This is a genomic window from Microbulbifer regidiadema (SeqCode) (genome assembly GCF_052466995.1).
This window is the reverse complement of record NZ_CP174297.1, coordinates 1,117,476-1,144,397: the sequence shown is the minus strand read 5'-3', so window position 1 is coordinate 1,144,397 and position 26,922 is coordinate 1,117,476. Positions and strand designations below refer to the sequence as shown.

Below are 26,922 nucleotides of genomic sequence, written 5' to 3'. Positions count from 1 at the left end.
GATGAATATTCTGAGGTTCAAGACGATATTCAATATCTTCAGCGACTTTTGGCAGTAACAGAATACGAAATTCAAAAATGTGAAGGTCGGGGGCCTAGCTTAAATCCAGTAAGTTAGAAAAATAAGTATAAAGAATAAGGCTAGATCGCGCGTAGCCGCGATCCTATCCAGTTGTTGGGCTATAGTGGTCAAGTATTTTTGGCCTCCCCCTTTAAGCTCCTGAAAAAGCGTTCAGTTGGTGCGTTATCCCAGCAGTTGCCACGACGGCTCAGGCTCTGCTTCATGTGGTAGCGCCACAGCAGCTGCTGAAAGCTCTGACTGGTGTACTGGCAACCCTGGTCTGAGTGGAACATTACTCCTTCCGGCGCACCTCGAGACTCATAGGCCATTGTTAACGCCTTCTTTACCAGGCTCGTATCTGGAGACAGCGATAATGCCCAGCCTACGGGTTTTCGTGCAAACAAATCCAGCACTACCGCTAGATAGGCCCAGCAAGTCCCCACCCAAATATATGTAATATCACCAGCCCAAGCTGCATCTGGCTTCTCGACGTCAAACTTCCGATTCAGCCGATTTGGGATATCAAGATGCGCTTGTTCCGCCTTCCTGTACCTTTCTCAGCAGGTTGAACGCAAGACAGCAGAGTTGGTTGCTCAAGCTACCATTGCATTACTTGAGCCATACAGGGACTTCGTACACACGATTACCGCCGATAACGGCAAAGAGTTTGCTCTGCACGAGAAGATTGGTGAGGCTCTGGATGCGAAGGTCTATTTTGCACATCCGTACTCATCTTGGGAGAGGGGCCTAAATGAGAATACTAATGGCCTACTGCGTCAGTACTTTCCGAAAAAAACTGATTTCAAACTTGTGGACCAAGCAGATGTCGAAGCAGCTGTTGAGCGTTTAAATAATCGCCCGAGAAAGATGCTGGGCTATAAAACTCCGAAACAAGTTATGGGAGAATATACGGCTGCCGCAGCAGCCTAAAGGGTGATGCACTTCAGAGTTGAATGCAGGTGTCAATGTATGTAACGTTTAAATCTTTTTCTTTTATGGGTATCCTGAAACAAAAAGGCTTCCTTCCCACAAAACCTCACGATTTTGCAGTTGCTATTTACTAGTAGCTAGCATTTAATAGAGTCCATTAAGCGGTGATCTTTCTACAGGGGGCTTTCACCTCATAAGCTCACGCTGATGTTGTGCGTATCAAGACGCTCAATGATCGCCCAAGATAAACCTTGGGCTGGATGGTCACTGCTGCGCAGCGCCAGTCCATTAGCTTGGCGTTAAGTTCAAGACTTCCCACATTTAGCATACACCCTGTATAGTGGGATTTTAGCCTAACACAGGGGTGCATCTAAATTGCGCAAGGGAAGCCAGGCAACTAAGTTTTAGAGTCAAAGATTGCAGAAAATTGATTGTCATTTATAGCGGTGTTTAATGTATTGGTAAAATGCAAAAGGATTAGTTTTGAATATTTTTAAAATTCTGTTTTCAATTACATTCATACTCGCCAGCTCTACTGCTTCATCAAGTATAAGTAAGCTGAAGATATCTGAGCAGCTATATATTTTAAGTGGAAAAGAGTATGGTACTAATATCGGTTTGATAGCTGTAGAGAGCGGTTTGATATTAATTGATCCGATGCCGGGAGATAATCACCTGAGTGAATTGGATCAAGTGATTCAATCGATTCATAATGAACCTGTTGTTTTTATCTTAAATACACATGTACATTCTGATCACACTGGGGGCAATAAGTATTTTGAGGGTAAAGGTGGGCAGCTTATAGAGGGTAACCTTAATATAGAAGGGTTTGCTCATGTTAGAGTCAAGTCACATTCATCGGACGATAATATCTATTATCATAAGAAGAGTAATGCAATATTTGTTGGCGATATTTTCGATACTAGCTGGCATCCCACATTCTATGCTGGTGGAGTTGAGGGTTTCAATAACGCAGTTGATGCTATTTTAAATTTAGGTGATGATCAAAGCTTGATCATACCGGGGCATGGTGTTACTGCCAGCAAATCAGCCTTGGTTGAATTTAGAGAAAATACTTTTGCGTGGATAAATAGAGTTCGAGAACTTTATCAAAAAGGATCGGATCTAGAGAAGATAATGGCGGACACACAGGTAAAGAGTATTTTGCAGAGATTCAACGTGAGTGGTAAAGCCGTATTTGTACCTAAAAGGGCTTACAAAAGATTCATAGAGAGAACAATCGCCGTGATAGATAACGAAGAGAGTTTTCAGCAGGCTCATTAGCGGAGTGAGTTTCAATGTCTATCTTTTGTTATTATTCTTTGGCGTGAGGTAATATAGGGTACCCACAGATTGGAGGGGAGTGGTAATAGAGCTAGTCTCCTATCTCTGACAGTTTATTCTTTCTGCTTGAGGGAGTGGGGGCGATGAAACCTTATCTTCAGGAGTCTTGATAACATTGGCACTGATGGGGTCGACGTAGGCCATGCAGGCGGTCAGGACTCGTTCACCTAGTAAAGTCTGGGATTTAAAGCGGTCTACCCGAAATTGGCTTGCACAGTTGACTTCAGTATTAGGCTGACAGGCAATAGGCTCGTTTCAGTAGCTATCTGGAGTAGAATCAAAGTGGGCATATTTATCCGAAGACTCTTGGAAGCATTAGTTAGCCTGCTCTAATTTATTATATCAGAACCGGTACCGCCTCTTTTTCAAAGGGGATGTATCAGACTTTACCTGAACTAGCCTATATTAGTCATCTGATGCTGATTCCCATTCGGTGTCATATCCATTTGCCTTCAGATAAGATCTAAAAGATCCCATTAGAAGCTCGCTCCACTCCTCCAGATGTACTTCTCCACAGACTTGATTGGAGTTTTTTGAGTCTTGTACTAGTGCGTCAACCATTTTCCAGAAAAATTTTGCCAGATTAGCAGCTTCTTCTGAATTAGCAACTTCCCCTTTTTTGAGAATGTTTACGATCTCTTCATTGCTAAATAGATTGGCATAATGTAAGGCAATCTCTTTTTCCTTTTCAAATCGATACTTAATCATAATACTTCTTGGGCCTCTTTAATTACAGGTATACAATCTGCAAGTTCTAGTGATTTCGCTCGTAATTGAGCTGAAATCATTTTTATCTATAAAAAATTTTAATCCTTTTGATGCGTGGCAATTTTCTATGACCCAGAAGGTATCAGCGGGGTTTTCAGCGGACCATTTCTTTTTTAGTTTATATTTATCTTTTAGGTGTCGCCAGCGTGCAGAAGATGAGAGTCCCATTTTAGGGTGAGGCAGCACCCACTGTTTGCATTGTGAGAAAAGATAGTTTTTTCTCCAATATTGTTGCAGGTCTTCCCTTACTTGTCTGGTAAAGAAACCATCCAAGCTTATATTCAGTCATTACCAATTGGGTTCAGTAAGGCTCGAAACGTGGATGGTATGGATTTTAATCACTATATGCTTAGTGATCAAATTTGCCCTTACTTGTGTAATTGTGGATATGTACCAATTAGGCTGAGGGTAAAAACAAACAATCCAGTGCACCGAGAAAGTCGCTAAAAGATTAGAGGTGAAAGCCCTCTATCCAGTCCAATCTAGCCCCCCACAGATTAGATAGGGCGCTGGCAATAGAGCTAACCCGCTCTTTAACTGTGGTATATTTGGCGTCATTATTATCTTGGTGCTCGTGTAGTAGCGGTCGTTTCAACCTTGGCCAAGGGGTCATAGCAGTCTTTGAGAAAATGGGGCGGGGAACTACTTCGGCATGTAACCAACTTTTTACCGGGTATATGGTTCAATATGTAGGCAGGCCAGATCTAGGGAGCCGGCACATTTTTCTGGTTTTGGTCTCGAAAACTGAGAGGGCGATTCCCCTCAAACCATCGGCAGGAATTTGAGCGCCCCAGCCGCTCGACTATTGAGAGAAATCTATGATTAACTCTTTTTCTCCCGCCCCCGGCCTTGGCAACCGGCATATCCAGACGGTTTTTAGTCGCTTTCACCGCGCTAGCCCCTGGGTGGCGACAGGTTGTCGCTGGTTTAATATGCCGGATGGGGACCGCCTGGCACTGCACTTTCCCAGCCCTCTGCGCGATGATCCAAGCTGCCCCTTGGTATTGATACTTCACGGTTTGGGTGGGTCGGTTGAGTCACCCTATGTACAGGGGCTGATGGAGGTTCTCCCAAATTACCATTTTCAAGTCGCGGTAATGCACTTTCGCGGTTGTGGAGGCGTGCCCAATAGATTGCCGAGGGCTTATCACAGTGGCGACAGTGAGGACCCCCGCTGGCTGGTCAATGAGCTTAAAAAAGAGTTTCCCCTAACCCCAATTGCTCTGGTGGGTTTTTCCCTGGGAGGGAATGTTGTCCTTAAAATGTTGGGTGAGGATGGGGGTTGCGGGCAGGTGGCTGCCGGGGTCGCCATTTCGGCGCCGATGGACCTCCACGCCTGTAGTCGTTATATCAATACCGGCCTGTCTCATTTGTATGAGCGCCACCTGATCGGTGAGTTGCGCCAGAGTTTGCTGAATAAGGCTAAAGACCCGCAGATGGCGGCGGCCCTACCGGATCTCAATTACCGTAGCCATTTTGCCGACTTCCGGCATTTCGACAGTGCGTTTACGGCGCCACTGCACGGTTTTCGCGATGTGGATGACTATTACACCCGGGCATCCAGCAAGCCGCTACTCAAGGATATTCGCACGCCAACATTAATTATCAATGCGATTGATGACCCTTTTATTTGCCCATCGGCAATTCCCGCCTCCAGTGAGCTGAGCTCCACGGTTGAGTTGGCGGTGAGCGAGCGGGGAGGGCATGTGGGGTTTGTCGGCGGGAGTGTATGGAATCCCAGTTACTGGCTGGAGAAAAAGATACCGCATTTCCTGGGCTCGGTAGTGGGCTTGCCGAAGGAAGTCCAGCAGGAGGACTCCCTTTCCCAGGTGCTAGAAAGCCACTGAGGGCCCGGCAGAGATATTGCGGAGTTGTTTAGAGGTTCCCTAGGTTAGCAGCAGGATGATCCAGACTGCTCAGTTCCCGAGGCAACCGAGGCAAATGGCATTTCCTTGCCGCAGCCGGGAAACAGACCAAAGTGTCGAGAAAAATCGCCAATAAATTCAAAGTGGGGGGCCAGCCGGGTTTCCGCGAGCATCCTCCAGGTATTGCCACACACGGGGAACACCCTGCCGGTTTCCATGGTGTGGTGACCATCGAGGGTAAACTGCTCGGCAGAGCCCGGGAGTGTTCCCTTGTAAATCACCGCTTGGCCGTAATCTTCACAGTCTTTCTCCAGCTGTGACAGCTTGAACAAGCGATAGGTGGCGGAAAAAAATTGAATGGAACCGCAGCGCTGGGCTAGGGCCGGGTTAGTGATTAGCAGGGGCCGGCTCTCCACCAGGCGCGGATCACGGAAACCGCTGTTTTGGGCAATCTCCAGGAAGTCATTCCAATAGAGCGCACCGCCGAGGCATTCGCCAAACAGTTCGGGGTCAGAACTCACTGCCTGCGGGATGCGGCGGTCTGCATAGACATCGGAGAAGTAAAATTCTCCCCCTTCTTTTAACAGTCGGAACAAGCCTTTGAGCACGGCATCTTTATCGGTGGAGAGGTTGACCACACAGTTGGAGATGATGACATCAAAGCTGCCGGGCTCTAATTCCAGTTCCTCCAGCTTCTCGATATAGCCGTGCAGGAAGCGAACATTGTCATAGCCAAATTTATCGGCGTGGTGGGCCTGATGCTGTCTGGCGACTGTCAGCTGCTCCTCTGTCATATCGATCCCCACGACCTCACCCTCTGGGCCTACCAGCTGTGACAGCAGGTAAATATCCCGGCCCGATCCACAGCCGAGGTCCAGTATCCGGCAGCCCTCCAGAAGTGGTGGGCAGACAAGTCCGCAGCCGTAGTAGCGGGAGAGAACTTCCGGGTGAATATTGGATAGCAGGGGTTTTAACCACTCGGGCATATCGGTGGGGTCACAACAGGCGTCCGTCTTCAGGTCGGAAGAGTTCTTCAGTTGGCGTCCGTAGTAGTCCTGTACTAAATCGTGCATTGGCTCTTTACCTATTGCGGGGTTATCCAAGAGGCGCTCTTTGTACCCTTGTCTGGGGCGCGTAACAAGCCTGTGGTTTGCAGTGCTAAAAGCCCGGGATCTCACCGAGATATTGCGGAATTATTTAGAGACTCCCTGATTAGAGGCCTCCAGTGAAGAAGGTTTCCATTTTTTGCAGCTTATAGGGTGGCCACTGCTAGTCCGAGTTTCTCTTCGCACTGGCTCAGGGTATGGAGAGAGGCATAAACGTCTCAATTGGCACGAAATTTCTAGCATGATGTACTGGATATTTTAGAATTGGCAAAGTTGCCCTTTGGTGCCAGTGGGATTTGGTTAGTAGAGTATCGCGCTATTTTCGTTAATATCGTTCGTCCCCGCTTTGATATTATGAGGGAACGTAATTGAGCGATCACCTAGCTTCCAGTGTTTCGACAGAGTCCAATACGGAGGATTCCCTGCGGAATTCGCAGTTCCTGGTGGATTTGCGCCAACAGATGCTGCGCTTTGCCAGCTTGCAGTTGCAGGATATGCAGTTGGCGGAAGATGCTGTTCAGGAGGCCCTGATAGGCGCGTTAAAAAATTCCCGCAGTTTCTCCGGGCGCTCTGCCTTAAAGACCTGGGTCTTTGCCATTCTCAAGAACAAAATTGCCGATATATTGCGCCAGAGGCAACGCTTTGTGGATGCAGATCAGTTGGTACGCGGCGATAGGGAAGAGCACGACCACGACGAGCTGTTTGATCAAACCGGACACTGGCAGAAGGCGGAAAAGCCCAAACACTGGGCCGATCCGGAATCTGCTATCCACGACAAGCATTTCTGGCGAATCTTTGAAGCGTGTCTCAGTCATCTCCCTTCGCGCCAGGCGCAAATTTTTATGATGAGGGAGTTTATTGAGCTGGAGAGTCACGAGATATGTGCAGCCATGGATATCACCGTGAGCAACTTAAATGTCACATTGCACAGGGCGCGCCTTCGCCTGCGCGAGTGCCTGGAAGATAACTGGTTCGGTGTGGAGAAGTGAGCATGATGAAGACTTGTCGGGAAGCTACGCGATTGATGTCGGAATCCCAGGAGCGGGACCTGCTTATTTCTGAGCAGGCGAGCCTTAAGTTACATTTGGCGATATGCACTCCCTGTCGCAATTTTGGCAAACAGCTCAAGACACTCAGGCATATCACCAAATCTTACGCCCAGGGCGGCCCAGAGAAAGCCGACAAATAGTATGGCGCGCGTCTCTGGGGCCGATTATTTCACCTGAGTATACCTAGCGGGGAGGCGGAACCGGGCGGTAGGCAATATGGCCACCGACAAAATGCGGTTCATACCAGTAGGACCCGCAGTGCTCATAAGTGACCTCGCCAATCGTTACCACCACACAGCTGCTCGGCAGTGTATACAGCCATCCACCGACTGCTGCTGTCCCCCAAAATGCCGGGCCCGGATAGGGCCAGTAGTGCGGGTGCCAGGGAGGGGGCGGATAGGGGGGGCGATGGGGCGGGAACGGGGGATGATTGGGGAAGCGCCTGGCAAACTCTCCCGGCCCATAGCCGCCGTGAAAACCGCCGCCCATTGGGCGCGGCCCATTAAAGTGCCCCCCTATATTGAAGTGGGCCCCGCCGCCGCCAAACCGCCCCATCGCTTCGGCGGCAGGGGGTGCCAGTATCCCCAGTAGCACACTCGATATCAGGGCGGGCGCAAGCCATTGTGCAATAAGCCCTCTCTTTTGACTGTTGCGAGGTATCATGGTGTCGCCTCCTTGTTGGGTTCTGCCCTCTTAAACTTGATTTGTTTGAGTTTGCCGGTAGACGGGGTAAATCGGGCCTTGACAGCGGGTTTACCCTCCAGCCAGTTCAAGGTGGCGATAAAGCGGGGCTTGGCGGGATCGCGGGTATTGACCGTGGAAATACGCAGGGGCAGGGGCTTGTCACCGGTCTTAATCCAGATTTCCCAGTCCAGATTTTCTGAGCGGAATGCCCAGTGCTCAGTTTTGTGGCCGTTGATCATAGGGCGGTTTACCAGAAAGCCCTCTTTAATGCCGGACCAAACATTTTTCTTTCTGCCCCACTCGAGAAGGTCGGCAAAGGGTATTTCAATACCGTATTCCTGGGCGGCTTTAGTCAATATTTGCGCGGTAGGTTGGGGGGCCTCCATCTCGGCGAAATAACCGTCGCGGGGAGCAATAACCGTGAACTTGTCGCTACTGTGAATAAACTGGCGGGTAATTGAATCTGTCTTTAAGTCTACGCGCAGCTGTTTTGGCGGCATTGCGATGTACTCGACGGTACCGCCAATCAGGAGCTTCTCCTGGTTCTCCAGCACTACCTCAGTGAAAATATCGGCATTGAAAGTCAGCATTTTGAGATTGCCGAGGTAATTCCCCATACGTTTCAGTGCCGCCATCGCTTTCGGGTCTAGGGACTCCTCTGACGATGCAGTCCCCGCTTGGGTTTTATCGGTCTGTGGGGCAGGGGCTTGGGCAGCGACAGTGGGGGGGATGACCACCGCCGCTGCAAGAAGCAGCGTCCTAGCCAAGCCGCCGAAGGTGTGAAGAGCAAGCATTTAGCGGTACCTCCCAATGCGTAGCCATAGTTGTGGCATTTAAATCAGTGTAGAGGAGAACCTTCGCGCCCGCTGTTCGGCGGTTCCTGAGCTGAAAGGGGATAAGCTATGCTTCCCGAAACCAGTGAGGTCGGGCTACTAAGACCCGCCAAGTTTCCCTCTCTGGCGGAGTGTTGTCATCATTGGATTGAGTGAGGGGGACTTGTTTGCTAGAGTCGCTTCACCATTCCAAGTTTCGCTGTTTCTATGAATGTGGTTCGACTGTCATTTTTGTTGATTGCGCTGCTGGTCTTCCAGACCGCAGGGGCTTTCTATGACAGTCACGATGAGCTGGAAGATATCACTATCCACTTTTCCTCCAGCCATACAGGCCCTTCGCAGGGCTCTGTGGCGGATACGCCCGATGAACCAACCAGTCCCTCTGCCCCCGTCTCCAGCCTCGGAGATGATCCATCTGCGCAGGTATTAGACTTTTGCAATCACTGTTGCCATTGCCACGGTATCAATGCAACGGGGCTTCTGGGGCAGTCCTACCAACCCCTTTTGTGGGGTTCTTTGAGCTATGGTGAAGTCGCTGCTGGAGCAGTGCCTTCAGGTTATTTCTCTCCTCTGTTGCGCCCCCCTATAACCCAAGTCTGATTGGTCAATTACTGCGTATGCCGCTATAGCAATAAAGCGCTGTAGTTGTGTGCGCCGATAGGATGTGATTTGGGAGAATTCCATGGATTTTTATCGCGCGCTCTGCGAGAGCGTGGCTGGTCGTGCAACCGCCAAACTCCTGGTGGCGACCATTTTGAGTTTATCTGCGCAAGCAACGCTGGCGCAGAAAGGGGACTTGCTGACACTTCCGGACGCGATTGAGCTTACGCTCGCGCAGAACCCGGAACTCGCTGTATTTCCATTGCGAAAGCAGGGGCTGGAGGGTGCCGGGCAGACTGCCGCATTAAAACCGGCAGTGGAGCTGGGCGTTGAGACGGAGTACAAGCACTACGGTGAGGATAACCTCCCGGACCCGGAGGATAATGCGGACAACGAGTTCGAACTGACCGTAACCCTGTCGTCAGTCGTCGAACTGGGTAACAAGCGCCAGGCGCGTATCGATATCGTCAATGCGCAGCGCGACCTGTTAATTGCGGATGAGCAGGCCAAGGCGCTGGACCTGTTGGCAGAGGTTATCCGCCGCTATACCCAGGTGCTCGCCGCTCAGGAGCTGGTAGTTTTGGCGCAAGAGAAAGTCTCTCTTGCCCGCGAAACTTTGGCGGCAGTTAGTGCGCGGGTGCGCGCGGCGGCCAGCCCGGTATCTGAGCGCCTGCGGGCGGAATCTGCGCTGGCCAAAGCAACCCTCGCGCAACAGCGCGATCGGAGTCTGCTGGAGTATTACAAGCATGCGCTGTCAGCCCTGTGGGGAAAGCCGAGGCAAAATTACCGGGTGGACTCCGCCGAGCTGTATCGCTTTGAGCCGAGCGAGGGTTTTGAGGTGCTCTATGCTCGGGCCGAGGGCAATCCAGCCATAGCCCGCTTTGCCTCTGAGGAGCGTTTGCAAGCCTCCCAATTGCGCTTAACCCGGGCAAATGCCAGAGCGGATATCGGCTGGTATGCCGGCCTTCGCACGAATCGGGCTGTCGATGAAAGTGCAGTCCTCGCGGGCTTTAATGCCCCCCTGTTTACTGCCAAACGCAATCGCGGTGCTGAGTTAACAGCCATGGCAGAACTGGATGAAGTGATGCTGCGCCGAGAAGCGGCACTACTCCGACTCTACCCGCAGCTTTACTGGGCAGTAACCAGCCGTGAGCAGGCCCTCAATACTGTCGAGACCTTAGGGGGCTCAGTTATTCCCAAACTTCGCCAAGCGTTAACAGAGGTGGATCGCGCTTACCAACGCGGTCGGGATTCCTACGTGGATCTGATTTCCGCAAGAGAAGAATTGCTCAATGCCGAGCGCGAGCGAATCGAGGCCGCGCGATCGGTACTTCTGTTTGGCGCAGAGATTGAACAACTGACCGCCAGCCCTATGGGCGTTGATAGCAGTAAATAATTCTGGATTGAAATAATGAGTAAACCAACTAAAGCGATTCGGCTGGCGATATTGTCCTTCTCCCTGTTGTTGTCAGGGGTTTGGTGCGCACCGCAGAGTTATGCCAGCGGTAACCACGGCGGACACGATAAACACGAAGAGCCCCGGGGGCCCAATGGCGGTCGCCTGTTGAAAGCGGATGATCTCACCGTAGAGCTGCTGACTTTCCAGCGGGGCGTCCAGCCGGAGCTCCGTGCCTGGATTAGTCGCAATGGTAAGCCCTTGGAAAATGCGCGCCTCGCGGTAGAGCTGGAAAGACTCGGCGGCCAAGTAGATCAAATTCCTTTTACCTGGGATGCCGATACCGGGTTTTTCCGTGGTGGGGGTATTGGAGGCGAACCGCACTCCTTTGATGTTTCGGTTTCGGTTTTTCTTAACGGTGAGCGCACCGACTGGAAATATGAATCCCATGAGGGTCGGGTAAAAATTCCCGAATCAATGGCGCAAAAGGCCGGAATTAAAACCGCAGTGGCTGGCCCCGGTACTATCAAAGAAAGTGTCACCCTATACGGCAAGACGACGGTTGATCATCGCAGCCTCAGTCATGTGCGAGCCCGTTACCCGGGAACCCTCGTCACTATCGAAAAAGCCCTCGGGGACTGGGTAGAAAAAGGGGAAAAGCTCGCGACTATAGAATCCAATGACAGCCTGCAAACCTATCCACTCGTGGCGCCAATTAGCGGCCACATTATCGATAAGCAGGCCAGTGGGGGAGAGTTCAGCGGCGAGCGGGTGTTGTTTACAATTGCCAACTACAGCCAGCTGTGGGCTGAGTTACAGGTTTTCCCCACTCGTCGCGACCAGATCAACCTGGGTCAGAAAGTGACTATTACGGCCGGGGATCGCACTTTCGACTCAACGATTGCCAGCCTCGCTCCCGGCGGTAATGGTCAACCCTTTGCGATAGCCAGGGCCGTGATTGATAACCCCAACGATCTCTGGACAACAGACTTGATGGTTGAGGCCCGGGTGGTAACCCGCGAGACCCCCGCGCCTTTAGTGGTGGAGAACCGCGCACTGCAACCATTTCGCAACGGGACCGTGGTGTTTATCAAAGTTGGGGATGTCTACGAAATTCGCCCGTTAAAACTGGGGCGCAGCGATGGCAGCGTGACAGAGGTGCTGAGTGGCCTCAACCCGGGTGATCGCTATGTCACCGAGAACAGCTACTTGATCAAAGCGGATATCGAAAAATCCGGCGCTGCCCACCACCATTAATTGAGGCCACAAGATGATTGAAAGCATCCTGCGCTTCTCAATTGAGCGGCGCCACTTCGTTTTGTCCCTGATCTTTGTGTTGATAGGGCTGGGGCTTTGGAGTTACCAGAAACTCCCGATTGATGCCGTCCCGGACATCACTAATGTTCAGGTTCAGATTAATACGGAAGCCCCCGGTTTCTCTCCTTTAGAGGCTGAGCAGCGGATTACCTACCCGGTGGAGGCGGCGCTCGCCGGGCTTCCCAACCTGGAATACACCCGTTCAATTTCCCGCTATGGGTTATCCCAGGTCACCGCCGTGTTTAACGAGGGCACAGACCTCTATTTTGCCCGCAACTTAATTGGCCATCGCCTCGGTGCGATCAAAAGCAATCTGCCCCCGGGGCTGGAGCCCGAGATGGGGCCCATTGCCACCGGGCTCGGTGAGATTTTTATGTACACCGTGGAGGCGCTGCCCGGCGCTACCCAGCCGAACGGGCAGCCCTACGATGCCACTGCACTGCGGGAAATCCAGGACTGGATTATCAAACCGCAGCTGTCACTGGTATCCGGTGTAACGGAATTGAACACCATTGGCGGCTACAACAAGCAGTATCACGTAACGCCAGACCCCCGGCAGATGCTCAATTTTGATGTATCCATGGAGGATATCGCCGAGGCTTTGCGCCGCAACAACGAGAGTCGCGGCGCCGGTTATCTGGAGAATAATGGCCGCCAGCTGCTGGTGCGTTCACCGGGGCAGCTGCAAAGTATCGCCGATATTGAGGGCGTGGTTATTACCAGCCGCGCCGGGGTACCGGTGAAAATTTCGGATGTGGCCGAAGTCGCTATCGGTAAAGAGCTGCGCACCGGCGCGGCCACTCGCGATGGCGAAGAAACTGTGCTGGGTACTGCCATGATGCTGGTGGGGGAGAACTCCCGCGAAGTGGCTGGCAATGTGACGGCGGCTTTGGAGCGGGTAAAGTCCACCGTACCCGAGGGTATCAAGGTGGAAGCGGTTTACGATCGCACCACCCTGGTCGATAAAGCCATTGCCACAGTGCAGAAAAACCTTATTGAGGGAGCGCTGCTGGTGATCGCGGTGCTGTTTCTGCTACTGGGGAATATTCGAGCCGCTGTTATCACTGCCGCAGTAATCCCACTGTCCATGCTCGCCACTATTTTTGGCATGGTGCAAACCGGTGTTTCCGCCAACCTGATGAGCCTCGGCGCCCTCGATTTCGGCCTGATCGTCGATGGGGCCGTGATTATCGTGGAGAACGCGGTGCGCCGGCTCGCCGAAGATCAACGGCGCAGCGGCTCTAAGCTCTCCTTGCAAGAGCGCTTAGAGTTGGTATTCCAAGCCACCAATGAGGTAATTCGCCCCAGCTTATTTGGTGTGTTGATCATTACTGTGGTGTATATCCCGCTGTTCACCCTAACCGGTGTGGAAGGCAAGATGTTCCACCCCATGGCCGCCACCGTGGTTATAGCCCTGTTAGCGGCGCTGATTCTTTCGCTGACCCTGGTTCCCGCCGCAGTTGCCGTTTTCCTCAGCGGAAAAATCAGTGAGAAAGAAAACAAGGTAATCGCAGTCAGCAAATCCCTGTACAAGCCGCTGCTAATCGCAGCGATGAAAGTGCGCTGGCTGGTGCTTTCCGCAGCGCTGGCACTGGTGCTGTTGTGTAGTTGGCTGGCCACCACGTTGGGTTCTGAATTTATACCTCGACTCGACGAAGGCGATATCGCACTGCACGCATTGCGTATTCCGGGAACCGGTCTGGAGCAATCGGTGGAAATGCAGCGTCTACTGGAGCAGCGTATTAAAGAGTTTCCCCAAGTAGACAAAGTGTTTGCAAAAATAGGCACCCCGGAAGTGGCTACAGATCCAATGCCGCCCAATGTGGCCGATAACTTTGTGATCCTGAAACCCAGAGACCAGTGGCCCGACCCCAAGTTGCCACAAGAGCAACTGGTTGCAGAGATCGAACAAGCTATTCGGCAGTTGCCCGGTAATAACTACGAGTTCACCCAGCCGATTCAAATGCGCTTTAATGAATTGATTTCTGGAGTGCGTGCAGACCTGGGGATCAAAGTATTCGGGGATGATTTGGAGCAGCTGGTAGCCTCTGCCAATGAAATCCTCGGCGTACTGAATGGGATTGAAGGCGCTGCCGACACGCGAGTAGAGCAAGTGGAGGGCCTACCGGTTCTCTCGGTTGTTCCCAAGCGTATCGCGCTGGCCCGCTACGGCATCGACCTCAAAACCCTACAGGATTTGCTCTCGACCGCTATTGGGGGTGAAGAAGCGGGGCTGATTTACGAGGGCGACCGCCGTTTCCAATTGGTTGTACGCCTACCGGAAGAGCTGCGTCGGGATTACGAAAATCTGGGCGATCTTCCTGTACCCCTGCCGGCCGGCAGCCCATTGGGCCGTTATGTCCCTTTATCTGAGGTGGCCAGTCTGGAAATGACCCCAGCCCCCAATCAAATCAGTCGTGAAAACGGCAAGCGCCGAGTGGTGGTGACGGCCAACGTGCGCGATCGAGATTTGGGCTCTTTTGTCGAGGAGGCGAGGGCGCGGATAGAGCAACAAGTTTCCCTGCCCGCAGGTTACTGGCTGGTTTATGGCGGCACTTTCGAGCAACTGGAGTCCGCCAGTACGCGTCTTTCCATCGTAGTGCCACTGACGCTACTGGTAATTCTCAGTCTGCTGATTATGGCCTTCGGCTCATTCAGGGATGCCTTGATTATCTTTAGCGGAGTACCTCTGGCACTGACTGGCGGTGTCCTGGCCCTGTGGCTGCGGGGGATGCCGCTGTCGATTTCTGCCGGGGTAGGGTTTATCGCCCTCTCCGGTGTGGCGGTGCTAAATGGCCTGGTAATGCTGTCATTTATCCGGCAGCTGCGCCAGCAGGGCGGTGAGCTGCTAACCTCCATTATCGACGGCGCGATGATCCGCCTGCGCCCAGTACTGATGACCGCGCTGGTTGCCAGTCTGGGATTTGTGCCCATGGCTTTAAATGTGGGTACTGGCGCTGAAGTGCAGAGGCCTTTGGCAACTGTAGTGATTGGAGGGATTATCTCCTCAACGCTGTTAACCCTTTTTGTTCTGCCACTGCTTTATCGGATTGTGCACGGGAGGGAGCAGGAGGCCTCTTAGAGCTGATACTTCCTTTGGCTGCCTGCTTTGGGTTTTATAGCGTGAGGTAGGCAGTCTATATCGGTCGATTGTCATGGGTTTTTATATGAATAAAAAATTGCTTTTCCAGTGCAAGCACTATATAGCTCAGCTTGTATTTGATAGTGCCGCCCTGGAAAATTCACCTTTCACATTCCCAGAGGTTCAAACGCTATTGGAAGGGATTGCTGTTGGAGGGTATACCCTGAGTGATCAGAACCTGGTGCTCAATCAGAAGGCGAGCTGGGAAATGCTATTTCGGCTGATCGAGACCGAATGCTTTGAGGTAACAAAAGAGGTCGCGTGTAGCCTACAAAATTTTGCTACCCAAAAAGAGCCCCGAGATAGGTGCTGTTTTAGCGTAAATAATGCACGCATACCGGGTGCTGAATACATTCCATCACAGGCTAAAGCCTTGGATGCCCAGTGGCACGAGATGATAGATAAGCTCGGAATGATCCGGGATACTAAGGTACGTGCTTACTCCCTGTTCTTACAAATGGCTCGCAACCAATTTTTTGGAAGTGGGAATAAGTGCACCGGTCGTCTAATGATGAATGGTGTTCTACTGTCTGAGGGCATTTCCCCTGTTTTAGTGCCGGCAAAATCAAAACTTGAGTTTGATGCCAAGATGATTCGATTTTACGATAGTGGCAATGATTCAGAAATGATTGATTTTTTAGCAGGGTATCATGTTGATTTTGGGTAATAGAATATCGATTTAAAAGAGGCTGAAATTTTGAGATCTGATTATGGCCGGTAGATTGTGGGGTTAATGGTAAAGTTGCCAATTGGCTGACTGGGCTGCGTAACAATCCTGAAAAGCTAAATCAGTTAGGGGTGGATCTTATGGTGGAGCATGCTAAGTATGTCATGGAGGACCTAAGGATGTGTGCTGGTAATATACCTGGCGTTCTTAGTCCTCAGCAGGTTTCTGAATATCACCATATTGTTTTCAAAAGACATGGTGTTGTCTCATTTTTATTGGGGTCGGATGGGGCTTGGTTGTTTGGAGGCACTCTATTTAATTTGCCGGCCAGTACATATCGGCCAGTTTGGTGCAGTGCTTGTGACTTCATTGGCCCTCAGGTCGGGGTACGGTAATGCGAACTTCAAATATGATGCTTGCAACTATCGTTTTGGTGTTTATAATTTATACTGCTTATTCATTTTCACAAGATGACTTTCAAGAAATAGAGCTTGGGTCTACTAAATTTTGCATGCCAGAAAATGACCTGGACATTGATGTTCTAGATCAAAGTCAGAGTGCCTCTCAATTTTTTGGTAACCATGATCATAATTTCGGAAGTGTTCAGTTTATAATAGCGCCCAGCTTGGTGCAGGAAAATATCAATGAGTACGTTATAGATGACTATGGTTTGCCGGCGGTTTTAGTTCTGAATCTTAAGGTCGCTTCATCTTCTGATATTAACCGTTGGCTATCTGGCGCCTCTTATTCAGATGTTTTAAGGCTCGAAGGTGATTTTTCTTCTTCAAGCATATCGGAGGATGATGGGGGGCTCCTTTATAGTGTAAGCTGGTCTTCGGAGCCCCCACCTTATGTTATTTGGCATGTACTCAATAGACCCCCAGCAGCAAATGCTGTGGTTCCCTTATCACTAAGTGAATACTATGTTGCATATTGTAGTCGTGCGGGTGGTCGCAAGGGAGAGGCAAGTAACTGTTCATTTTCAGAAGGGTATAATGATTTCTATCTGACAATCACGACTTCAATGGAAAATTTAAAAATAAAAAAACAATTAATTAAATATTCCAAAGAGTTAATGGGTGGGTGGAAGCGGGGTTGTGTGGGAGAGGCTTGATAAACTGGTGCGTAAAGCTCTAATTCTTCCTGGTGCTTTATTGAGGTTTTGGGGTTGCTAGGTGAGGTTATGGCGTATAGGGGGATAAAAGATATGCGCGGGATTTATGGTTGGCGCTTAAGATGGGCGTCGTAGTCTCTATCTCTGAGTATTCAGTTTTCAGAGTTGTAGTAAAAGCTGCCAATAATCTGCAGCACTAAATGAACGGCCTGAAACGGCAAGGCAGTTTTTTCCGCTAGGGTACGCAGTCAGGTGGCTCAGATCAGAAAGAGTCGTTATTGTGATTTGTGTTGCTGTAGAGGTGGCTCAATGGGCGGCTAAATACCCTGATAGCCTATGCGGCTAATTCTACCGCAATTTGTATTATTAACCTGCCGTGTTTAGGTTTGTAAGCAAACGCTGAAATATAAATAATATTTTTATTACTTGTGTTGCTTCCCGTATTGCTAGATGAGCCCTCTTTCTATGGGGCGCCTCCTTTATTGCTTATATGTTCCGCTAGACCGAAGTTTCCATATGAAGCTTAACTTCTACTATCTGGGCTATATGCCAGTTGAGTCCACCGCAAAGGTTTTGAATAGCGCTCGAAATTTCCCGTTAAAACCTTTGGCCTGTAATTTCTGAGTGTGCTTATTAAAGATTAAGCTGTAGTGCAGGATAGTCTGAAGATGTGTGAAATACAGCATCAATCTTGGAGGTTCAAAGATAGAAAGCGTTGATTCTGAGGGTAAAATCTTGTCTGCTATTTTAGAAAGTTCGGATAATCAAAATTTACTTTGAGTCTAAAAGATACGGTTCAATAAAGCGCTTAGTGTTTGAATATAGTGGTTCGCTCGACCGGTTGATAGGTTTTATAGCTTGTTGATATCGAGGTGAAGCCCGGTCGTTCATTGTCGCATTGGTGCCGCTTATAGGAGCAGGTTGTATCTTGTGTTTTCTCTAAAAGGGGTGTTTCATCTCTAGAAGCAGTTGAGAGAGGGGAGGAACGGCAATATATATTCCAGTTCCTGATGTGCAAGATCGGTATGATTTGATTTTTGCTTGTGAAGCAAGAGTTGTAGTGTGGGCGATCGCTTCAATATCGAATATATTTTTCATGATCGGAAAGTGTTTTGTTTTTATATGTCAATGTGGTTTTTTGGGGATGCCGGGGTATGACTTATATCCTGGTTTTGGGGGCTTAAATTTGCCTTGTTAATTGGTTTGTTTAATCGGGGGGATGAGTAATGTTTGAGCAGCTCTTTCAGGATTTATTGTTTTGGCCATTTGTGATTACATTGGTAATAGTCTTATTGCTTGCCAAGTCTGTCGTTCTTGTAGAACCCAAACAGTATCACTTTGTACTATTTCTAGGTAGATATTGGAAAACAGCTACGCCAGGGATTAACTGGATTGTTCCTTTTCTCTCCTGGGTCGATAAAAAAACCTCTACGGCCTTAAAGGAGACCCCTGTAGAGCTCACCCTTAAGACAAGTAATCAAGTTACTTTTGGGTTGATCCTTAAGGTGCAACACCAGGTGACTACCGATGTGAAGCGCGCGTATAAGGCTCTGTACGAACTGGAGAATTATCAAATCCAGTTGAAGTCCTTTGCGACAGATGCCGCCATTCCAATTGCTAACAGTATTAAATTTGAAGAGGTCTATAGCCAAAAAGAGCAAATAGCGAATAAGGTTAAAACGCGGCTTCGTCACGTTTTCAATAATTTTGGTATACAGGTGGTCGATGTACTATCGGGTGAACCGTGCCTGCCAATATCAGTAGAGGCTCAGGTGAATAGAGTTATGGAAATGCAGCGTGAGAAGCAGGCAGCGATTTACGAGGCTAAGGCAATCCAGGAGCGAGAGCTGGGCAAAGCTAAGGCAGATGGTGAGTCGGTAAGGATTCGGATGAAGAAGGCGGGGGAGGCTCGGCGGATATACGCTGAAAGTACCGCTGAAGCTATCAAGACACTAACCAGTGTCGGTACTAGCGCCGATGAAGCATTACGTTTTTTGAGCGCGATTGCAGATAATGATGCGATTGTTACTGCTGCGCGCCATGGCAGCGCGGCCTTGATGGCCAGCAGTCAAACTCAGCCGCAAGTATCTGTTGCGCTGCCGGTGTCAGAAAAACCCACTACAATAACAAAGCCGAGACTTCAGAGAGAACTACAACCTGTTTGATACGGAGTAGGCGGGGCTGACTACATAGTAGGCGGCGCTCTATAGATACTTATTGTGGGAGGGGGGCTTTTGGATAGCTTTATCTTTATAGGCCAGCCCTCCTACCAGGTCAGAAGCGTTTAGAGTATGCTTTTCTAGCTGTCAGCATAATTAATCTTCACTTCGCAAAGCGGGCGATGCCAAACTTAAGGCTTTAATGGAACAGGGTGTCGTCCTTTTTTATGGCTTTGATCCTCAGTCACCTTTGCGTACAGCTGAGTTGAATCGGCGGGTGTTTGTATTTTTTGGCTTGTTATAGCTAGTATTCCGAAAGCATCGGTAATGCGATATATCTTAAGCGAGACAGTTGTGGCATTAGTATCCTCAGTCGAGAGTTTTAGAGTCAGTTCAGCTTGCCTCTTTGCTTGAATGGCTGAATGGTCTACTTGTATTGCCTAATAATATTGCCGTTTATTATCACACGGTTGCTGATCGTGCGGGTATGGTTACAACTTGCCCTTAGGCTAAAAAGGAGGGGGCAGTTTCTGACGTGTAAGAGTAATATGATTTTTCGGTGATTATAGGCTAAAAAATATGGCTATAGACTGGTTGCGCTGTCTGGCAGGATTTGTTTTCACAATTGGTTGGTAAAAGGTTTTTTAAGTGGATTTCTGGAACCTTTTTGGCGGTGACTCTAAGGGTATAATTTCAGCCTTATTTTTTGAGCGTTTGACTTTATGCTATGGAATAATCTTCCTGGTTAGGAATGCTAGAGTATGTTTGGACAAGATTTTGAAAGCTTTTTAGTGTGGTCACCTGTATTTGCAGTGGTAGTGGTTGTTTTACTTGCCAAAGCCATCGTTATTGTAGAGCCTAGACAATATCACTTTGTATTGTTTTTGGGTGCATACTGGAAAACGGCGACTCCTGGTCTCAACCTGATTGTGCCTTTTTTGTCCTGGGTTGACAAGAAAGCCTCTACAGCCTTGAATGAAGTGCCTGTAGAACTTACCCTTAAAACGAGTAATCATGTCACTTTTGGTTTGGTTCTCAAAGTGCAGCACCAGATAACCACCGATGTGCATCTTGCGCATAAGGCACTATATGAATTGGAAGATTATCAAGCACAGCTAAAGTCTATTGTAACAGATATCGCTATTCCAATTGCCAATAGTATCAAGCTTGAAGATGTCTACAATAACAAAGACCAGATAGCTGACAAGGCTAAAGAACAGCTTCGTCATTTCTTCCATTGTTTTGGAGTTCAGATTATCGATGTGCTATCAGGTGAACCGCGTCTACCCAAATCAGTAGAGATTCAGGCAAATAAAGTTATAGAGATGCAGCGTGAAAGGCAGGCCGCAGCTTATGAAGCTGAGGCAATTCGGGAGCGCGAAGCAGGTAAAGCTAAGGCAGATGGCCAGTCTGTGAAGATTCGTATGAAAATGATGGGGGAGGCGCGGCGGATGTACGCTGAAAGTGCCGCCGAGGCCATTAAGGTTCTGGTCAAAGCCGGTACTAGTGCCGATGAAGCATTGCGTTTTTTAAGTGCGATTGCAGATAATGATGCGCTTGTCACCGCTGCTCGCCATGGTAACACTATGGTAATGGCCGCTAGTCAGGCACAGCAACAGCCATCGATTGCTCTACCGATACCGGACAAATCCATTACTGTCGCAAAACGGTCATCCCCGCAAAGAGAGCCTCAGCCTGCCTAACAGGAGTGTCAGGCTTACTTGAATCTTTGAAGAAGGGTGCATTGGGAACCTCTGAATCATTCCATAATATATCTGTGGACCTTTCAGGGTGGTTCACACTCAGTGTTACTCTAGGCATCCCTACAAAGCCGCGCCTTGCTTGTGACTGCTCTGAGGCTCAGAGGCATCAAAGAGCTATTCAGGGGCTCTATAGCCTTCAAATTACAGGTTTTGTTATGTCCTGTGGACATTTATAATAATCTGTGTCTAATATTTAACCCTCAGAATCTTCACAGGTATTTTCGAGCTATTGAGGTACTCCAAGTGTGCTCAGTCAGCTCTATATTGGAGGCCTTTTTATGATTCCAAATATATATTCCGTTTGCACAATTGGAGCAGGAAAATTGTACGTGATGCCAAAGCCATCGAGTGATTATTTGGAGGATGATGTTCGGCATTTTATTTCAGAGGGCGTGGATACGGTTGTCTCTCTCCTTGAGGAGTCTGAGGAGAGTGAGCTTGGATTGAAGTCTGAGGGAGAGATTTTAAAAAAGTACGGAATAAAGTTTATCCGCCATAGTATTCGGGACCGAGGACTTCCTGCATCAGTTCCATTTGGCGCTTTACTTGATCAGCTCTATGGTCTGCTGACGCTGGGTAGCAAGATTGCTGTTCACTGCCGCGCGGGCATTGGTCGTACGGGGATGGTTGCACCTTGCCTTTTGGTTAAAGAGGGCGTTGCCTCTCAGGAGGCCATTGACACAGTAAGCGCTGCGAGAGGTGTTCCAGTTCCTGATACACAAGAGCAATATGATTTTATCTGTGATTATGAGCTGGGTTCCATATGATCTTCAGCTGAGCGAAGGAGTATTGATAGAAAGTTTATTGGATAAGTCTGTGTCAAATTGTCTAGATTTGGATTGTGTTGAAAGAATGCAGAAGAATATCTTTTGACGTTGTGTTACATAGAGGAAAACTGGAGGGTTAAAGGCCGTCACCCGCACCTAATCTAGAGTTGGTATTTAAATTCAAGGTCAATCTGGAGGGTTATAATAATGTCTTATGTAGATGGGGTTGTCACCGCTGTGCCTACAGCGAATATAGATGATTATATTAGGCATGCAAAAATTGCTGCGGAGGTATTTAAAGAGCAGGGTGCGCTAAGGGTTGTAGAAGCCTGGGGTGATGATATCCCACAAGGTGAAATAACCTCTTTTCCCATCGCTGTAAAATGCGCTGAAGATGAAACCGTGGTCTTCTCCTGGATTATCTGGCCATCTAAAAAAGTCCGAAACTCTGCCTGGCGAGCGATTGTTGATGACCCCAGGATGCATCCAGAACATAATCCCATGCCATTTGATGGCAAGCGAATGATTTATGGTGGGTTTAGTGTCATTCTGGATGAATAGTAAGCTATGTTCGGGAGCTATCACGGCTTAAAAGAAAGAGTATTTCTTGGTCGTATAGCTCCTGTATTAGTTTTGTGTGGCGGCTCAAAATCATAGGGATAGGTTCGAGAGGTACCATCGTACGGATAGTGAGTTACAACTTCCATAAAGGTGATTTTTTAAGCATCGGTATGCTGAAATAGCTTTAGGGGAATATAGAAATCTGATATATAGAGATGCATTCCCGAGAAATTCTGCAAACAAAGACTGTAGTTAATATGTACCCGAAACTTTCCAGAAGATTTAGAGCGTTGATGATTGATTCTTTAGTGCTGATTGCCGTTACTGTTCTCTCGATAGCTATTGGTACGAGTATAGACTTCACAAATGAAGTATATCAATCAGTTTTAATTTTGCTGTTGATTGTATTATTTGAGCCGGTATTGGTCTCCTTAACTGGAGGGAGTGTTGGGCATCATCTTGTGGGTGTTCGTATCCGTAAAATAGCAAGTGATAAAAGGATCAATATCGTTCAGGCAATAATCAGAACGTTGTTTAAATTGCTTTTGGGAGTTCCTTCATTAATCTTTGTTCTTACCTCAAAAAAATATCAGGCGCTACATGATTTTATTTCTATGTCGTTAGTGGTTGTTAAGGCCCCGGCTTTGTTGCCAAGCTATGAAGTGCTTGAGGAACGTACTGAATCATATGAGTATGAATATCCTGGAAAGACTCGGAGATTGATAGTAGCGGTTATGTATGTAATCAGTTCTTCTTTGGCTATATCTGCGATTGCTGTTATTTCAGTGTCGGATTTATGTGCATCCAAACAGGTTTGTAATAGTGCTGAAGATACAGTCCACTTGTTTTTGGGCGTACTCTTTTGGGTTTTGGTTTTTGTGCTTCCCTGGGCGGGATGGGCTGGCCGTTTATATGGCGCGCGAAGAATAAGGTTGATCGGCTGAGATGTTGTAGTTTTTCTTCAGGTTTAGTAATGGTTGTTTAAGGTGCATCTAATGACGCTTGAAAATTGGCTGGCTTTTTGTTCAATTGCTCTTTTGGCAACCGCTACTCCGGGGCCTGCGGCACTACTGGTTTCTATCAACACCCTGTCTGCCGGTGTCAGAGCGGGAGTGCTTACAGCTTTGGGCAACATCTCTGGGCTGTTGGTAATGTCCGGACTCTCTGTTATTGGGTTGAGTACGATTGTCCTAAATTCCTCAATAGCGTTTACAGTAGTAAAGCTCCTGGGCGCTGGCTATCTAATCTATATGGGTGTTAAGCTTTGGAGAAATGGTATAGGGCGAATGGAATCCACGCAGATCCCTTGTAATAATCAACGTGGATTATTGAGCTTTTATATACAAGGGGTCTCCATTGCCTTAACTAACCCCAAGGCAATTATTTTCACAACCGCACTTTTCCCACAGTTTATCTCATTGTCAGGCCCGCTATTGCCTCAGTTTATACTGCTGGTTTTCAGCTTTATGGCATTATCTTTTAGTTGTTTATTTTGCTATATGTTGCTGGCCGGGGGTGCCAAGATAAGGTCGAGAAACTTTACTTCAAGCCGGTTTTTTAGCCGACTACTCGGCTCAACTTTTGTGGGTGCTGGCTGTGCTTTAGTTGGTACGTCAAGATAGATAGGGGTGTGTAAGGGAGTTAAGTACACTGTTGGCGTAGTTGCCTGGTTTTAAATGGGTTGATAAGTAGTGATAGGAGTTCCACTATATGAATATTAAAGACTATATCGAGTTAATTGGTAGTTTTACAAAAGCAGATTTTGGCTTTCAGGGGGGAGGGGGTTCTCTATACTCTAAATTGCAACAGGAAGGGAATGTGATTTTTTCTGAGGAATTTCAAGAGTACATTGTCAGCTATGCACCAGCCCATAGCCAATTTTTTGAGTGTGTGGGAAACCCCCTTGATCTATATAGTGCAGGGCGTTTGTCATGGCTGATGAATGGATATAACTACAACCCGGTTGAAAATAAGCCGATATCTCACTGGGATAAAACCTGGTTCTTATTTGCGGATGAGGGAGCAGATCCCATCATTGTTGATTTGGCCGAAGGTGGCAGACATTCAACGGTATACCGTGCCATGCATGGGGCTGGAGAGTGGGACTTTAGGCCTATAGCAGACTCCATCGGGCAATTTCTACTGTGCGCTTCAGCTTTACATCATGCACTTACAGGAATAGTTGATGATGATGTAATTATTGATGATGAAAGTGGGTTTAACCTCAATGATAGAAGTGCATCTTGGCTGTTTCCATTCTTTCGCCAATATGCAGATAAATATTACAAAGATTGGCTTGTGTCATTTGATAATAGCTAGGAAGTCTCTGGAGAATTCTGTAATGTCTCAGAATCTCTCTAGGTGGTCTTATTTTCATATGTTCGCTTATCTAAAATTTCAATTGAATATTGCTGGTAATCCACGTTGTGGGTTGCTCTGCATATATCGATATATTGCCTATGGGGGTTGGATATCTACCATCAAGTTGGTCAAGCACAATTAGTGCTTTGTATGATAAAAGTACGCCTGACTCGCGAGTTAGTATACTCAGAGGTACCTTAAGTTATTCTGTCTGGTAGAAGTTGTTGCTTGCTCTAGTCAAGTTTTGCCTTGATGCAGTCTTTGGGTGAATCGTAATTATTTTTGTCTGGATAATCTTGAATTATTGCATAGTAGTTATTGCGCTGTTCCATTTTAAACCCATAGCACTTCAATAGTGTATTTGCGGCATGGTAGGGCTTTACAGAGTCAATTCTGAGTGTAACCTTTTGATTTGATAGCTGCTCAATGCCGACGACATCTTGTTGGGCAAAGTTGAAAATCATTCTGGTCATTTCACTTAGTGGGATGTCCTCAAAGTTAAGTTGCATGGTTTCCTTTGGCCAGGATGAATCATCGGCAACTACATGTGGTGTCTGGGTTAGAGCAATAAATCCGACTGTAAGAACAAGGAGGGCACCCGCTGTCGTTTTTACAGTTGAGCTGTGGTGTTTTTCAAGCATAATAAATCTCTCTTTTTGGTTTAATAAGAATGCCATAGTGGCGGGGAGGATGTTCACGTGCAAACGTTCTGTTAGCGCGCGACCATATTCTAAGCGCTCGTCGTTACTGCTATTTTTTAGTGTCCGGTGGTCACATGCCAGCTCCTGGTCTTCTCGGATTATTGGGCCGACTATATGAATTAATGGGTTGAACCAAAATACAGCGCGGACAATTTCGTAGATTAATTGGATCCATAAATCCTTACGTTCTATGTGAGAGAGTTCATGGGCTAGAATGCAGCGTTGCTGAATTTTGTTGTATCGTGAATGGAAGTCATCCGGTAAGTATACAGTGGGCTTGAATAGCCCTGTAACAAATGGAGCAGATGGTATCTGTGTTTTATATATGTTATGGGCTTTCAGTGCTAAGGGTTTATATATATTGATAATCTCTTCGGTGAGGGTAGGTTGTCGATTTTGGTTTAAATGAATTTTAAGCGCGTATATAGAAAAGAGTCTATAACCCGTCCAGATGGAGAGGCCGACCAACCAGACCCAGATCAAATAAAGGTCAGGAGAAAGGGCCGCAACATTTGGATTGGGAAATATCGTTATTGAGATTTGATCAGATGAAAAGGCTTGATACTCTATTAGTGCAATTTCGACTTCAGGTTTTTGCCACATAAAGCACCTAGCTAAAGGGATTAGCCAGAGTAGAAATGCTATCTGTGCACCCAGATAACGTCGGACCAAACCCTTTAGCAGTAGAACCAAGCCAATGAGTAGAGTGATTTCAACTGATGTTCTATATAACCACTCAATCATTTTTATTCTTCAGTTTATCTAAGATTTCTTCAATCTCTTTTAGATCTTGAGCCGATATCTTTTTATGCTGGGCGAAGTGTGCAAGTAAAGGAGCCATTTTCCCATTGAAAAAACGTGACAGGAGCCCCTTCGTTTCCTCCTCAACAACATCATCCCTTGAAATAGCGGGAGAGTAAAAATAGCGCTTGCCATCTTTGCTTCTCTCAAGTGACCCCTTTGTTACCAGTCTGCTTAGCATGGTTTTTATGGTATTTGGGTGCCAGTCAGAAGTTTCCTGTACCCGTTCAATAATCTGCCCCACTGTAAGAGGGTGGTCCTTCCATAGAACCTCAAGGATTACCTGCTCTGAAGCTGAAACAATCATACTGATAACCTTTTAACTACACTGTTAGCCACAAAGACTACACTTGTAGTTTTTGCCGGTCAAGTAAAAATTTGCCTTAGGGTGACAGTTGTGCTTTGTATTTTTAGCAGGATGAGGGATAAATGAATTTTTATTAAATTTGCTATGCCCGGTTCCACCGGGGGATAGGTTGGCGTGATTTTTAATTATCGGTAGTGCTTTCTTTCTCCGTAGAAAAATAGTTGTTGAATCTCGTCTAAAAAACTCACTGATCTTCACTTAACCCGAATTAGTTTTTGTATTTGAAATGGAAGGGGCTTACCTCGGAGAATGGCTCCAGAGCCTAGCGTCTAATTACTTATGACGCGATATAGGGGGCTTTTTGGCTTCTGTTGACTTTCCGGTACCTTTCCACTAGTTTCGCGACCACGATAAGAGGTGCCTTCTGCCCTGGATGGGCTGAGAAGGTTAAACGGGAAGTCCGGTATTCCGGCGCTGCCCCCGCAACGGTGATCCGCCTGTATTTTGAGTGGTAAGCCCGATACCGGCCTCTTTTCGAAACACGATGGAGCGGAGGGCTACCATCTCGCAATACGACCTTTCGCGCTTTTGCGTGCCGTATTGCTATTCCTCCCTCGATCCCATCTG

24 protein-coding genes, 1 pseudogene and 1 riboswitch are annotated in these 26,922 nt (G+C 48.1%); of the genes and pseudogenes, 18 read left to right on the top strand and 7 right to left on the bottom strand.

What is annotated here, in order from left to right; translation table 11 throughout:
• Positions 1–203 precede the first annotated feature (203 nt).
• A pseudogene (locus tag ACJJIK_RS04790) lies at positions 204–643 on the bottom strand (IS3 family transposase); the annotation flags it as partial.
• A 2-nt stretch (positions 644–645) separates the two neighbouring features.
• On the opposite strand from ACJJIK_RS04790, the gene ACJJIK_RS04785 reads away from it, so the two are divergent.
• Positions 646–990: an IS30 family transposase gene (locus tag ACJJIK_RS04785; RefSeq protein ID WP_444932314.1), complete on the top strand. Its 345-nt coding sequence runs from the start codon at positions 646–648 to the stop codon at positions 988–990.
• 483 nt (positions 991–1,473) lie between these two features.
• Positions 1,474–2,274 (top strand): MBL fold metallo-hydrolase, encoded by an 801-nt coding sequence (locus ACJJIK_RS04780; RefSeq protein WP_444930924.1) that lies wholly within the window; start codon positions 1,474–1,476, stop codon positions 2,272–2,274.
• 465 nt (positions 2,275–2,739) lie between these two features.
• Here ACJJIK_RS04780 and ACJJIK_RS04775 read toward each other — a convergent pair whose 3' ends face one another.
• Positions 2,740–3,042, bottom strand: a complete 303-nt coding sequence (locus ACJJIK_RS04775) for a hypothetical protein (protein WP_444930925.1) — start codon at positions 3,040–3,042, stop codon at positions 2,740–2,742.
• Positions 3,043–3,920: 878 nt separating this feature from the next.
• Here ACJJIK_RS04775 and ACJJIK_RS04770 point away from each other — a divergent pair.
• Positions 3,921–4,949: a hydrolase gene (locus tag ACJJIK_RS04770; protein ID WP_444944378.1), complete on the top strand. Its 1,029-nt coding sequence runs from the start codon at positions 3,921–3,923 to the stop codon at positions 4,947–4,949.
• Positions 4,950–4,993: 44 nt separating this feature from the next.
• Here the strand turns inward: ACJJIK_RS04770 and ACJJIK_RS04765 are convergent, their stop codons facing one another.
• Positions 4,994–6,040 (bottom strand): methyltransferase domain-containing protein, encoded by a 1,047-nt coding sequence (locus tag ACJJIK_RS04765; protein ID WP_444944377.1) that lies wholly within the window; start codon positions 6,038–6,040, stop codon positions 4,994–4,996.
• A 401-nt stretch (positions 6,041–6,441) separates the two neighbouring features.
• On the opposite strand from ACJJIK_RS04765, the gene ACJJIK_RS04760 reads away from it, so the two are divergent.
• Together ACJJIK_RS04760 and ACJJIK_RS04755 are read left to right on the top strand one after the other, a co-directional pair.
• A complete protein-coding gene (locus ACJJIK_RS04760) occupies positions 6,442–7,062 on the top strand; it encodes an RNA polymerase factor sigma-70 (protein WP_444930928.1) in 621 nt (206 codons plus the stop codon).
• A gap of 2 nt (positions 7,063–7,064) precedes the next feature.
• The gene (locus tag ACJJIK_RS04755) at positions 7,065–7,262 is read left to right on the top strand and encodes a zf-HC2 domain-containing protein (RefSeq protein ID WP_444930929.1); all 198 of its coding nucleotides are present in this window, start codon (positions 7,065–7,067) and stop codon (positions 7,260–7,262) included.
• A 43-nt stretch (positions 7,263–7,305) separates the two neighbouring features.
• Here ACJJIK_RS04755 and ACJJIK_RS04750 read toward each other — a convergent pair whose 3' ends face one another.
• Both ACJJIK_RS04750 and ACJJIK_RS04745 read right to left on the bottom strand, forming a co-directional pair.
• Positions 7,306–7,785, bottom strand: a complete 480-nt coding sequence (locus ACJJIK_RS04750) for a hypothetical protein (RefSeq protein ID WP_444930930.1) — start codon at positions 7,783–7,785, stop codon at positions 7,306–7,308.
• Positions 7,782–8,600, bottom strand: a complete 819-nt coding sequence (locus ACJJIK_RS04745; RefSeq protein WP_444930931.1) for a DUF2092 domain-containing protein — start codon at positions 8,598–8,600, stop codon at positions 7,782–7,784. Before ACJJIK_RS04745 ends, ACJJIK_RS04750 begins: the two co-directional genes overlap by 4 nt.
• Positions 8,601–8,846: 246 nt before the next feature.
• On the opposite strand from ACJJIK_RS04745, the gene ACJJIK_RS04740 reads away from it, so the two are divergent.
• The 13 genes from ACJJIK_RS04740 (at position 8,847) to ACJJIK_RS04680 (ending at position 24,444) form a co-directional block, all read left to right on the top strand.
• On the top strand, positions 8,847–9,239 hold the full coding sequence (locus ACJJIK_RS04740) for a hypothetical protein (RefSeq protein ID WP_444930932.1): 393 nt from the start codon (positions 8,847–8,849) through the stop codon (positions 9,237–9,239).
• 82 nt (positions 9,240–9,321) lie between these two features.
• Positions 9,322–10,635 (top strand): TolC family protein, encoded by a 1,314-nt coding sequence (locus tag ACJJIK_RS04735; RefSeq protein ID WP_444930933.1) that lies wholly within the window; start codon positions 9,322–9,324, stop codon positions 10,633–10,635.
• Positions 10,636–10,650: 15 nt separating this feature from the next.
• The gene (locus tag ACJJIK_RS04730; RefSeq protein WP_444930934.1) at positions 10,651–11,892 is read left to right on the top strand and encodes an efflux RND transporter periplasmic adaptor subunit; all 1,242 of its coding nucleotides are present in this window, start codon (positions 10,651–10,653) and stop codon (positions 11,890–11,892) included.
• A gap of 13 nt (positions 11,893–11,905) precedes the next feature.
• Positions 11,906–15,034 (top strand): efflux RND transporter permease subunit, encoded by a 3,129-nt coding sequence (locus ACJJIK_RS04725; protein WP_444944376.1) that lies wholly within the window; start codon positions 11,906–11,908, stop codon positions 15,032–15,034.
• 85 nt (positions 15,035–15,119) lie between these two features.
• On the top strand, positions 15,120–15,761 hold the full coding sequence (locus ACJJIK_RS04720) for a hypothetical protein (RefSeq protein WP_444930936.1): 642 nt from the start codon (positions 15,120–15,122) through the stop codon (positions 15,759–15,761).
• Positions 15,762–16,155: 394 nt separating this feature from the next.
• The gene (locus tag ACJJIK_RS04715) at positions 16,156–16,875 is read left to right on the top strand and encodes a hypothetical protein (protein ID WP_444944375.1); all 720 of its coding nucleotides are present in this window, start codon (positions 16,156–16,158) and stop codon (positions 16,873–16,875) included.
• A gap of 1,226 nt (positions 16,876–18,101) precedes the next feature.
• A complete protein-coding gene (locus ACJJIK_RS04710; RefSeq protein ID WP_444930938.1) occupies positions 18,102–19,040 on the top strand; it encodes an SPFH domain-containing protein in 939 nt (312 codons plus the stop codon).
• Between the two features lie 755 nt (positions 19,041–19,795).
• Positions 19,796–20,737, top strand: coding sequence for an SPFH domain-containing protein (locus ACJJIK_RS04705; protein ID WP_444930939.1), 942 nt, complete (start codon positions 19,796–19,798; stop codon positions 20,735–20,737).
• A 338-nt stretch (positions 20,738–21,075) separates the two neighbouring features.
• The gene (locus tag ACJJIK_RS04700) at positions 21,076–21,564 is read left to right on the top strand and encodes a protein-tyrosine phosphatase family protein (RefSeq protein ID WP_444944374.1); all 489 of its coding nucleotides are present in this window, start codon (positions 21,076–21,078) and stop codon (positions 21,562–21,564) included.
• A gap of 207 nt (positions 21,565–21,771) precedes the next feature.
• Positions 21,772–22,125: a DUF1428 domain-containing protein gene (locus ACJJIK_RS04695; protein WP_444944373.1), complete on the top strand. Its 354-nt coding sequence runs from the start codon at positions 21,772–21,774 to the stop codon at positions 22,123–22,125.
• A 215-nt stretch (positions 22,126–22,340) separates the two neighbouring features.
• Positions 22,341–23,069 carry an RDD family protein gene (locus tag ACJJIK_RS04690; protein ID WP_444944372.1) on the top strand — a complete coding sequence of 243 codons (729 nt, stop codon included), beginning with the start codon at positions 22,341–22,343 and terminating at the stop codon, positions 23,067–23,069.
• 51 nt (positions 23,070–23,120) lie between these two features.
• Positions 23,121–23,747, top strand: a complete 627-nt coding sequence (locus ACJJIK_RS04685; RefSeq protein WP_444930943.1) for a LysE family translocator — start codon at positions 23,121–23,123, stop codon at positions 23,745–23,747.
• An 88-nt stretch (positions 23,748–23,835) separates the two neighbouring features.
• Positions 23,836–24,444 carry a hypothetical protein gene (locus tag ACJJIK_RS04680; RefSeq protein WP_444944371.1) on the top strand — a complete coding sequence of 203 codons (609 nt, stop codon included), beginning with the start codon at positions 23,836–23,838 and terminating at the stop codon, positions 24,442–24,444.
• 275 nt (positions 24,445–24,719) lie between these two features.
• Here the strand turns inward: ACJJIK_RS04680 and ACJJIK_RS04675 are convergent, their stop codons facing one another.
• The gene (locus ACJJIK_RS04675) at positions 24,720–25,931 is read right to left on the bottom strand and encodes a M56 family metallopeptidase (RefSeq protein WP_444930945.1); all 1,212 of its coding nucleotides are present in this window, start codon (positions 25,929–25,931) and stop codon (positions 24,720–24,722) included.
• Entirely contained in the window at positions 25,924–26,295 is a 372-nt protein-coding gene (locus ACJJIK_RS04670) for a BlaI/MecI/CopY family transcriptional regulator (RefSeq protein ID WP_444930946.1), read from the bottom strand. Before ACJJIK_RS04670 ends, ACJJIK_RS04675 begins: the two co-directional genes overlap by 8 nt.
• Before the next feature lie 398 nt (positions 26,296–26,693).
• A riboswitch (cobalamin riboswitch) is annotated at positions 26,694–26,841 on the top strand.
• Positions 26,842–26,922 lie beyond the last annotated feature (81 nt).

Bases quoted from the DNA above. Each gene is read 5' to 3' on its own strand.
- ACJJIK_RS04775 (WP_444930925.1), bottom strand. From the start codon at position 3,042: ATGATTAAGTATCGATTTGAAAAGGAAAAAGAGATTGCCTTACATTAT.
- ACJJIK_RS04770 (WP_444944378.1), top strand. From the start codon at position 3,921: ATGATTAACTCTTTTTCTCCCGCCCCCGGCCTTGGCAACCGGCATATC.
- ACJJIK_RS04765 (WP_444944377.1), bottom strand. From the start codon at position 6,040: ATGCACGATTTAGTACAGGACTACTACGGACGCCAACTGAAGAACTCT.
- ACJJIK_RS04755 (WP_444930929.1), top strand. From the start codon at position 7,065: ATGATGAAGACTTGTCGGGAAGCTACGCGATTGATGTCGGAATCCCAG.
- ACJJIK_RS04750 (WP_444930930.1), bottom strand. From the start codon at position 7,785: ATGATACCTCGCAACAGTCAAAAGAGAGGGCTTATTGCACAATGGCTT.
- ACJJIK_RS04745 (WP_444930931.1), bottom strand. From the start codon at position 8,600: ATGCTTGCTCTTCACACCTTCGGCGGCTTGGCTAGGACGCTGCTTCTT.
- ACJJIK_RS04740 (WP_444930932.1), top strand. From the start codon at position 8,847: ATGAATGTGGTTCGACTGTCATTTTTGTTGATTGCGCTGCTGGTCTTC.
- ACJJIK_RS04735 (WP_444930933.1), top strand. From the start codon at position 9,322: ATGGATTTTTATCGCGCGCTCTGCGAGAGCGTGGCTGGTCGTGCAACC.
- ACJJIK_RS04730 (WP_444930934.1), top strand. From the start codon at position 10,651: ATGAGTAAACCAACTAAAGCGATTCGGCTGGCGATATTGTCCTTCTCC.
- ACJJIK_RS04725 (WP_444944376.1), top strand. From the start codon at position 11,906: ATGATTGAAAGCATCCTGCGCTTCTCAATTGAGCGGCGCCACTTCGTT.
- ACJJIK_RS04720 (WP_444930936.1), top strand. From the start codon at position 15,120: ATGAATAAAAAATTGCTTTTCCAGTGCAAGCACTATATAGCTCAGCTT.
- ACJJIK_RS04715 (WP_444944375.1), top strand. From the start codon at position 16,156: ATGCGAACTTCAAATATGATGCTTGCAACTATCGTTTTGGTGTTTATA.
- ACJJIK_RS04710 (WP_444930938.1), top strand. From the start codon at position 18,102: ATGTTTGAGCAGCTCTTTCAGGATTTATTGTTTTGGCCATTTGTGATT.
- ACJJIK_RS04705 (WP_444930939.1), top strand. From the start codon at position 19,796: ATGTTTGGACAAGATTTTGAAAGCTTTTTAGTGTGGTCACCTGTATTT.
- ACJJIK_RS04700 (WP_444944374.1), top strand. From the start codon at position 21,076: ATGATTCCAAATATATATTCCGTTTGCACAATTGGAGCAGGAAAATTG.
- ACJJIK_RS04695 (WP_444944373.1), top strand. From the start codon at position 21,772: ATGTCTTATGTAGATGGGGTTGTCACCGCTGTGCCTACAGCGAATATA.
- ACJJIK_RS04690 (WP_444944372.1), top strand. From the start codon at position 22,341: ATGCATTCCCGAGAAATTCTGCAAACAAAGACTGTAGTTAATATGTAC.
- ACJJIK_RS04685 (WP_444930943.1), top strand. From the start codon at position 23,121: ATGACGCTTGAAAATTGGCTGGCTTTTTGTTCAATTGCTCTTTTGGCA.
- ACJJIK_RS04680 (WP_444944371.1), top strand. From the start codon at position 23,836: ATGAATATTAAAGACTATATCGAGTTAATTGGTAGTTTTACAAAAGCA.
- ACJJIK_RS04675 (WP_444930945.1), bottom strand. From the start codon at position 25,931: ATGATTGAGTGGTTATATAGAACATCAGTTGAAATCACTCTACTCATT.
- ACJJIK_RS04670 (WP_444930946.1), bottom strand. From the start codon at position 26,295: ATGATTGTTTCAGCTTCAGAGCAGGTAATCCTTGAGGTTCTATGGAAG.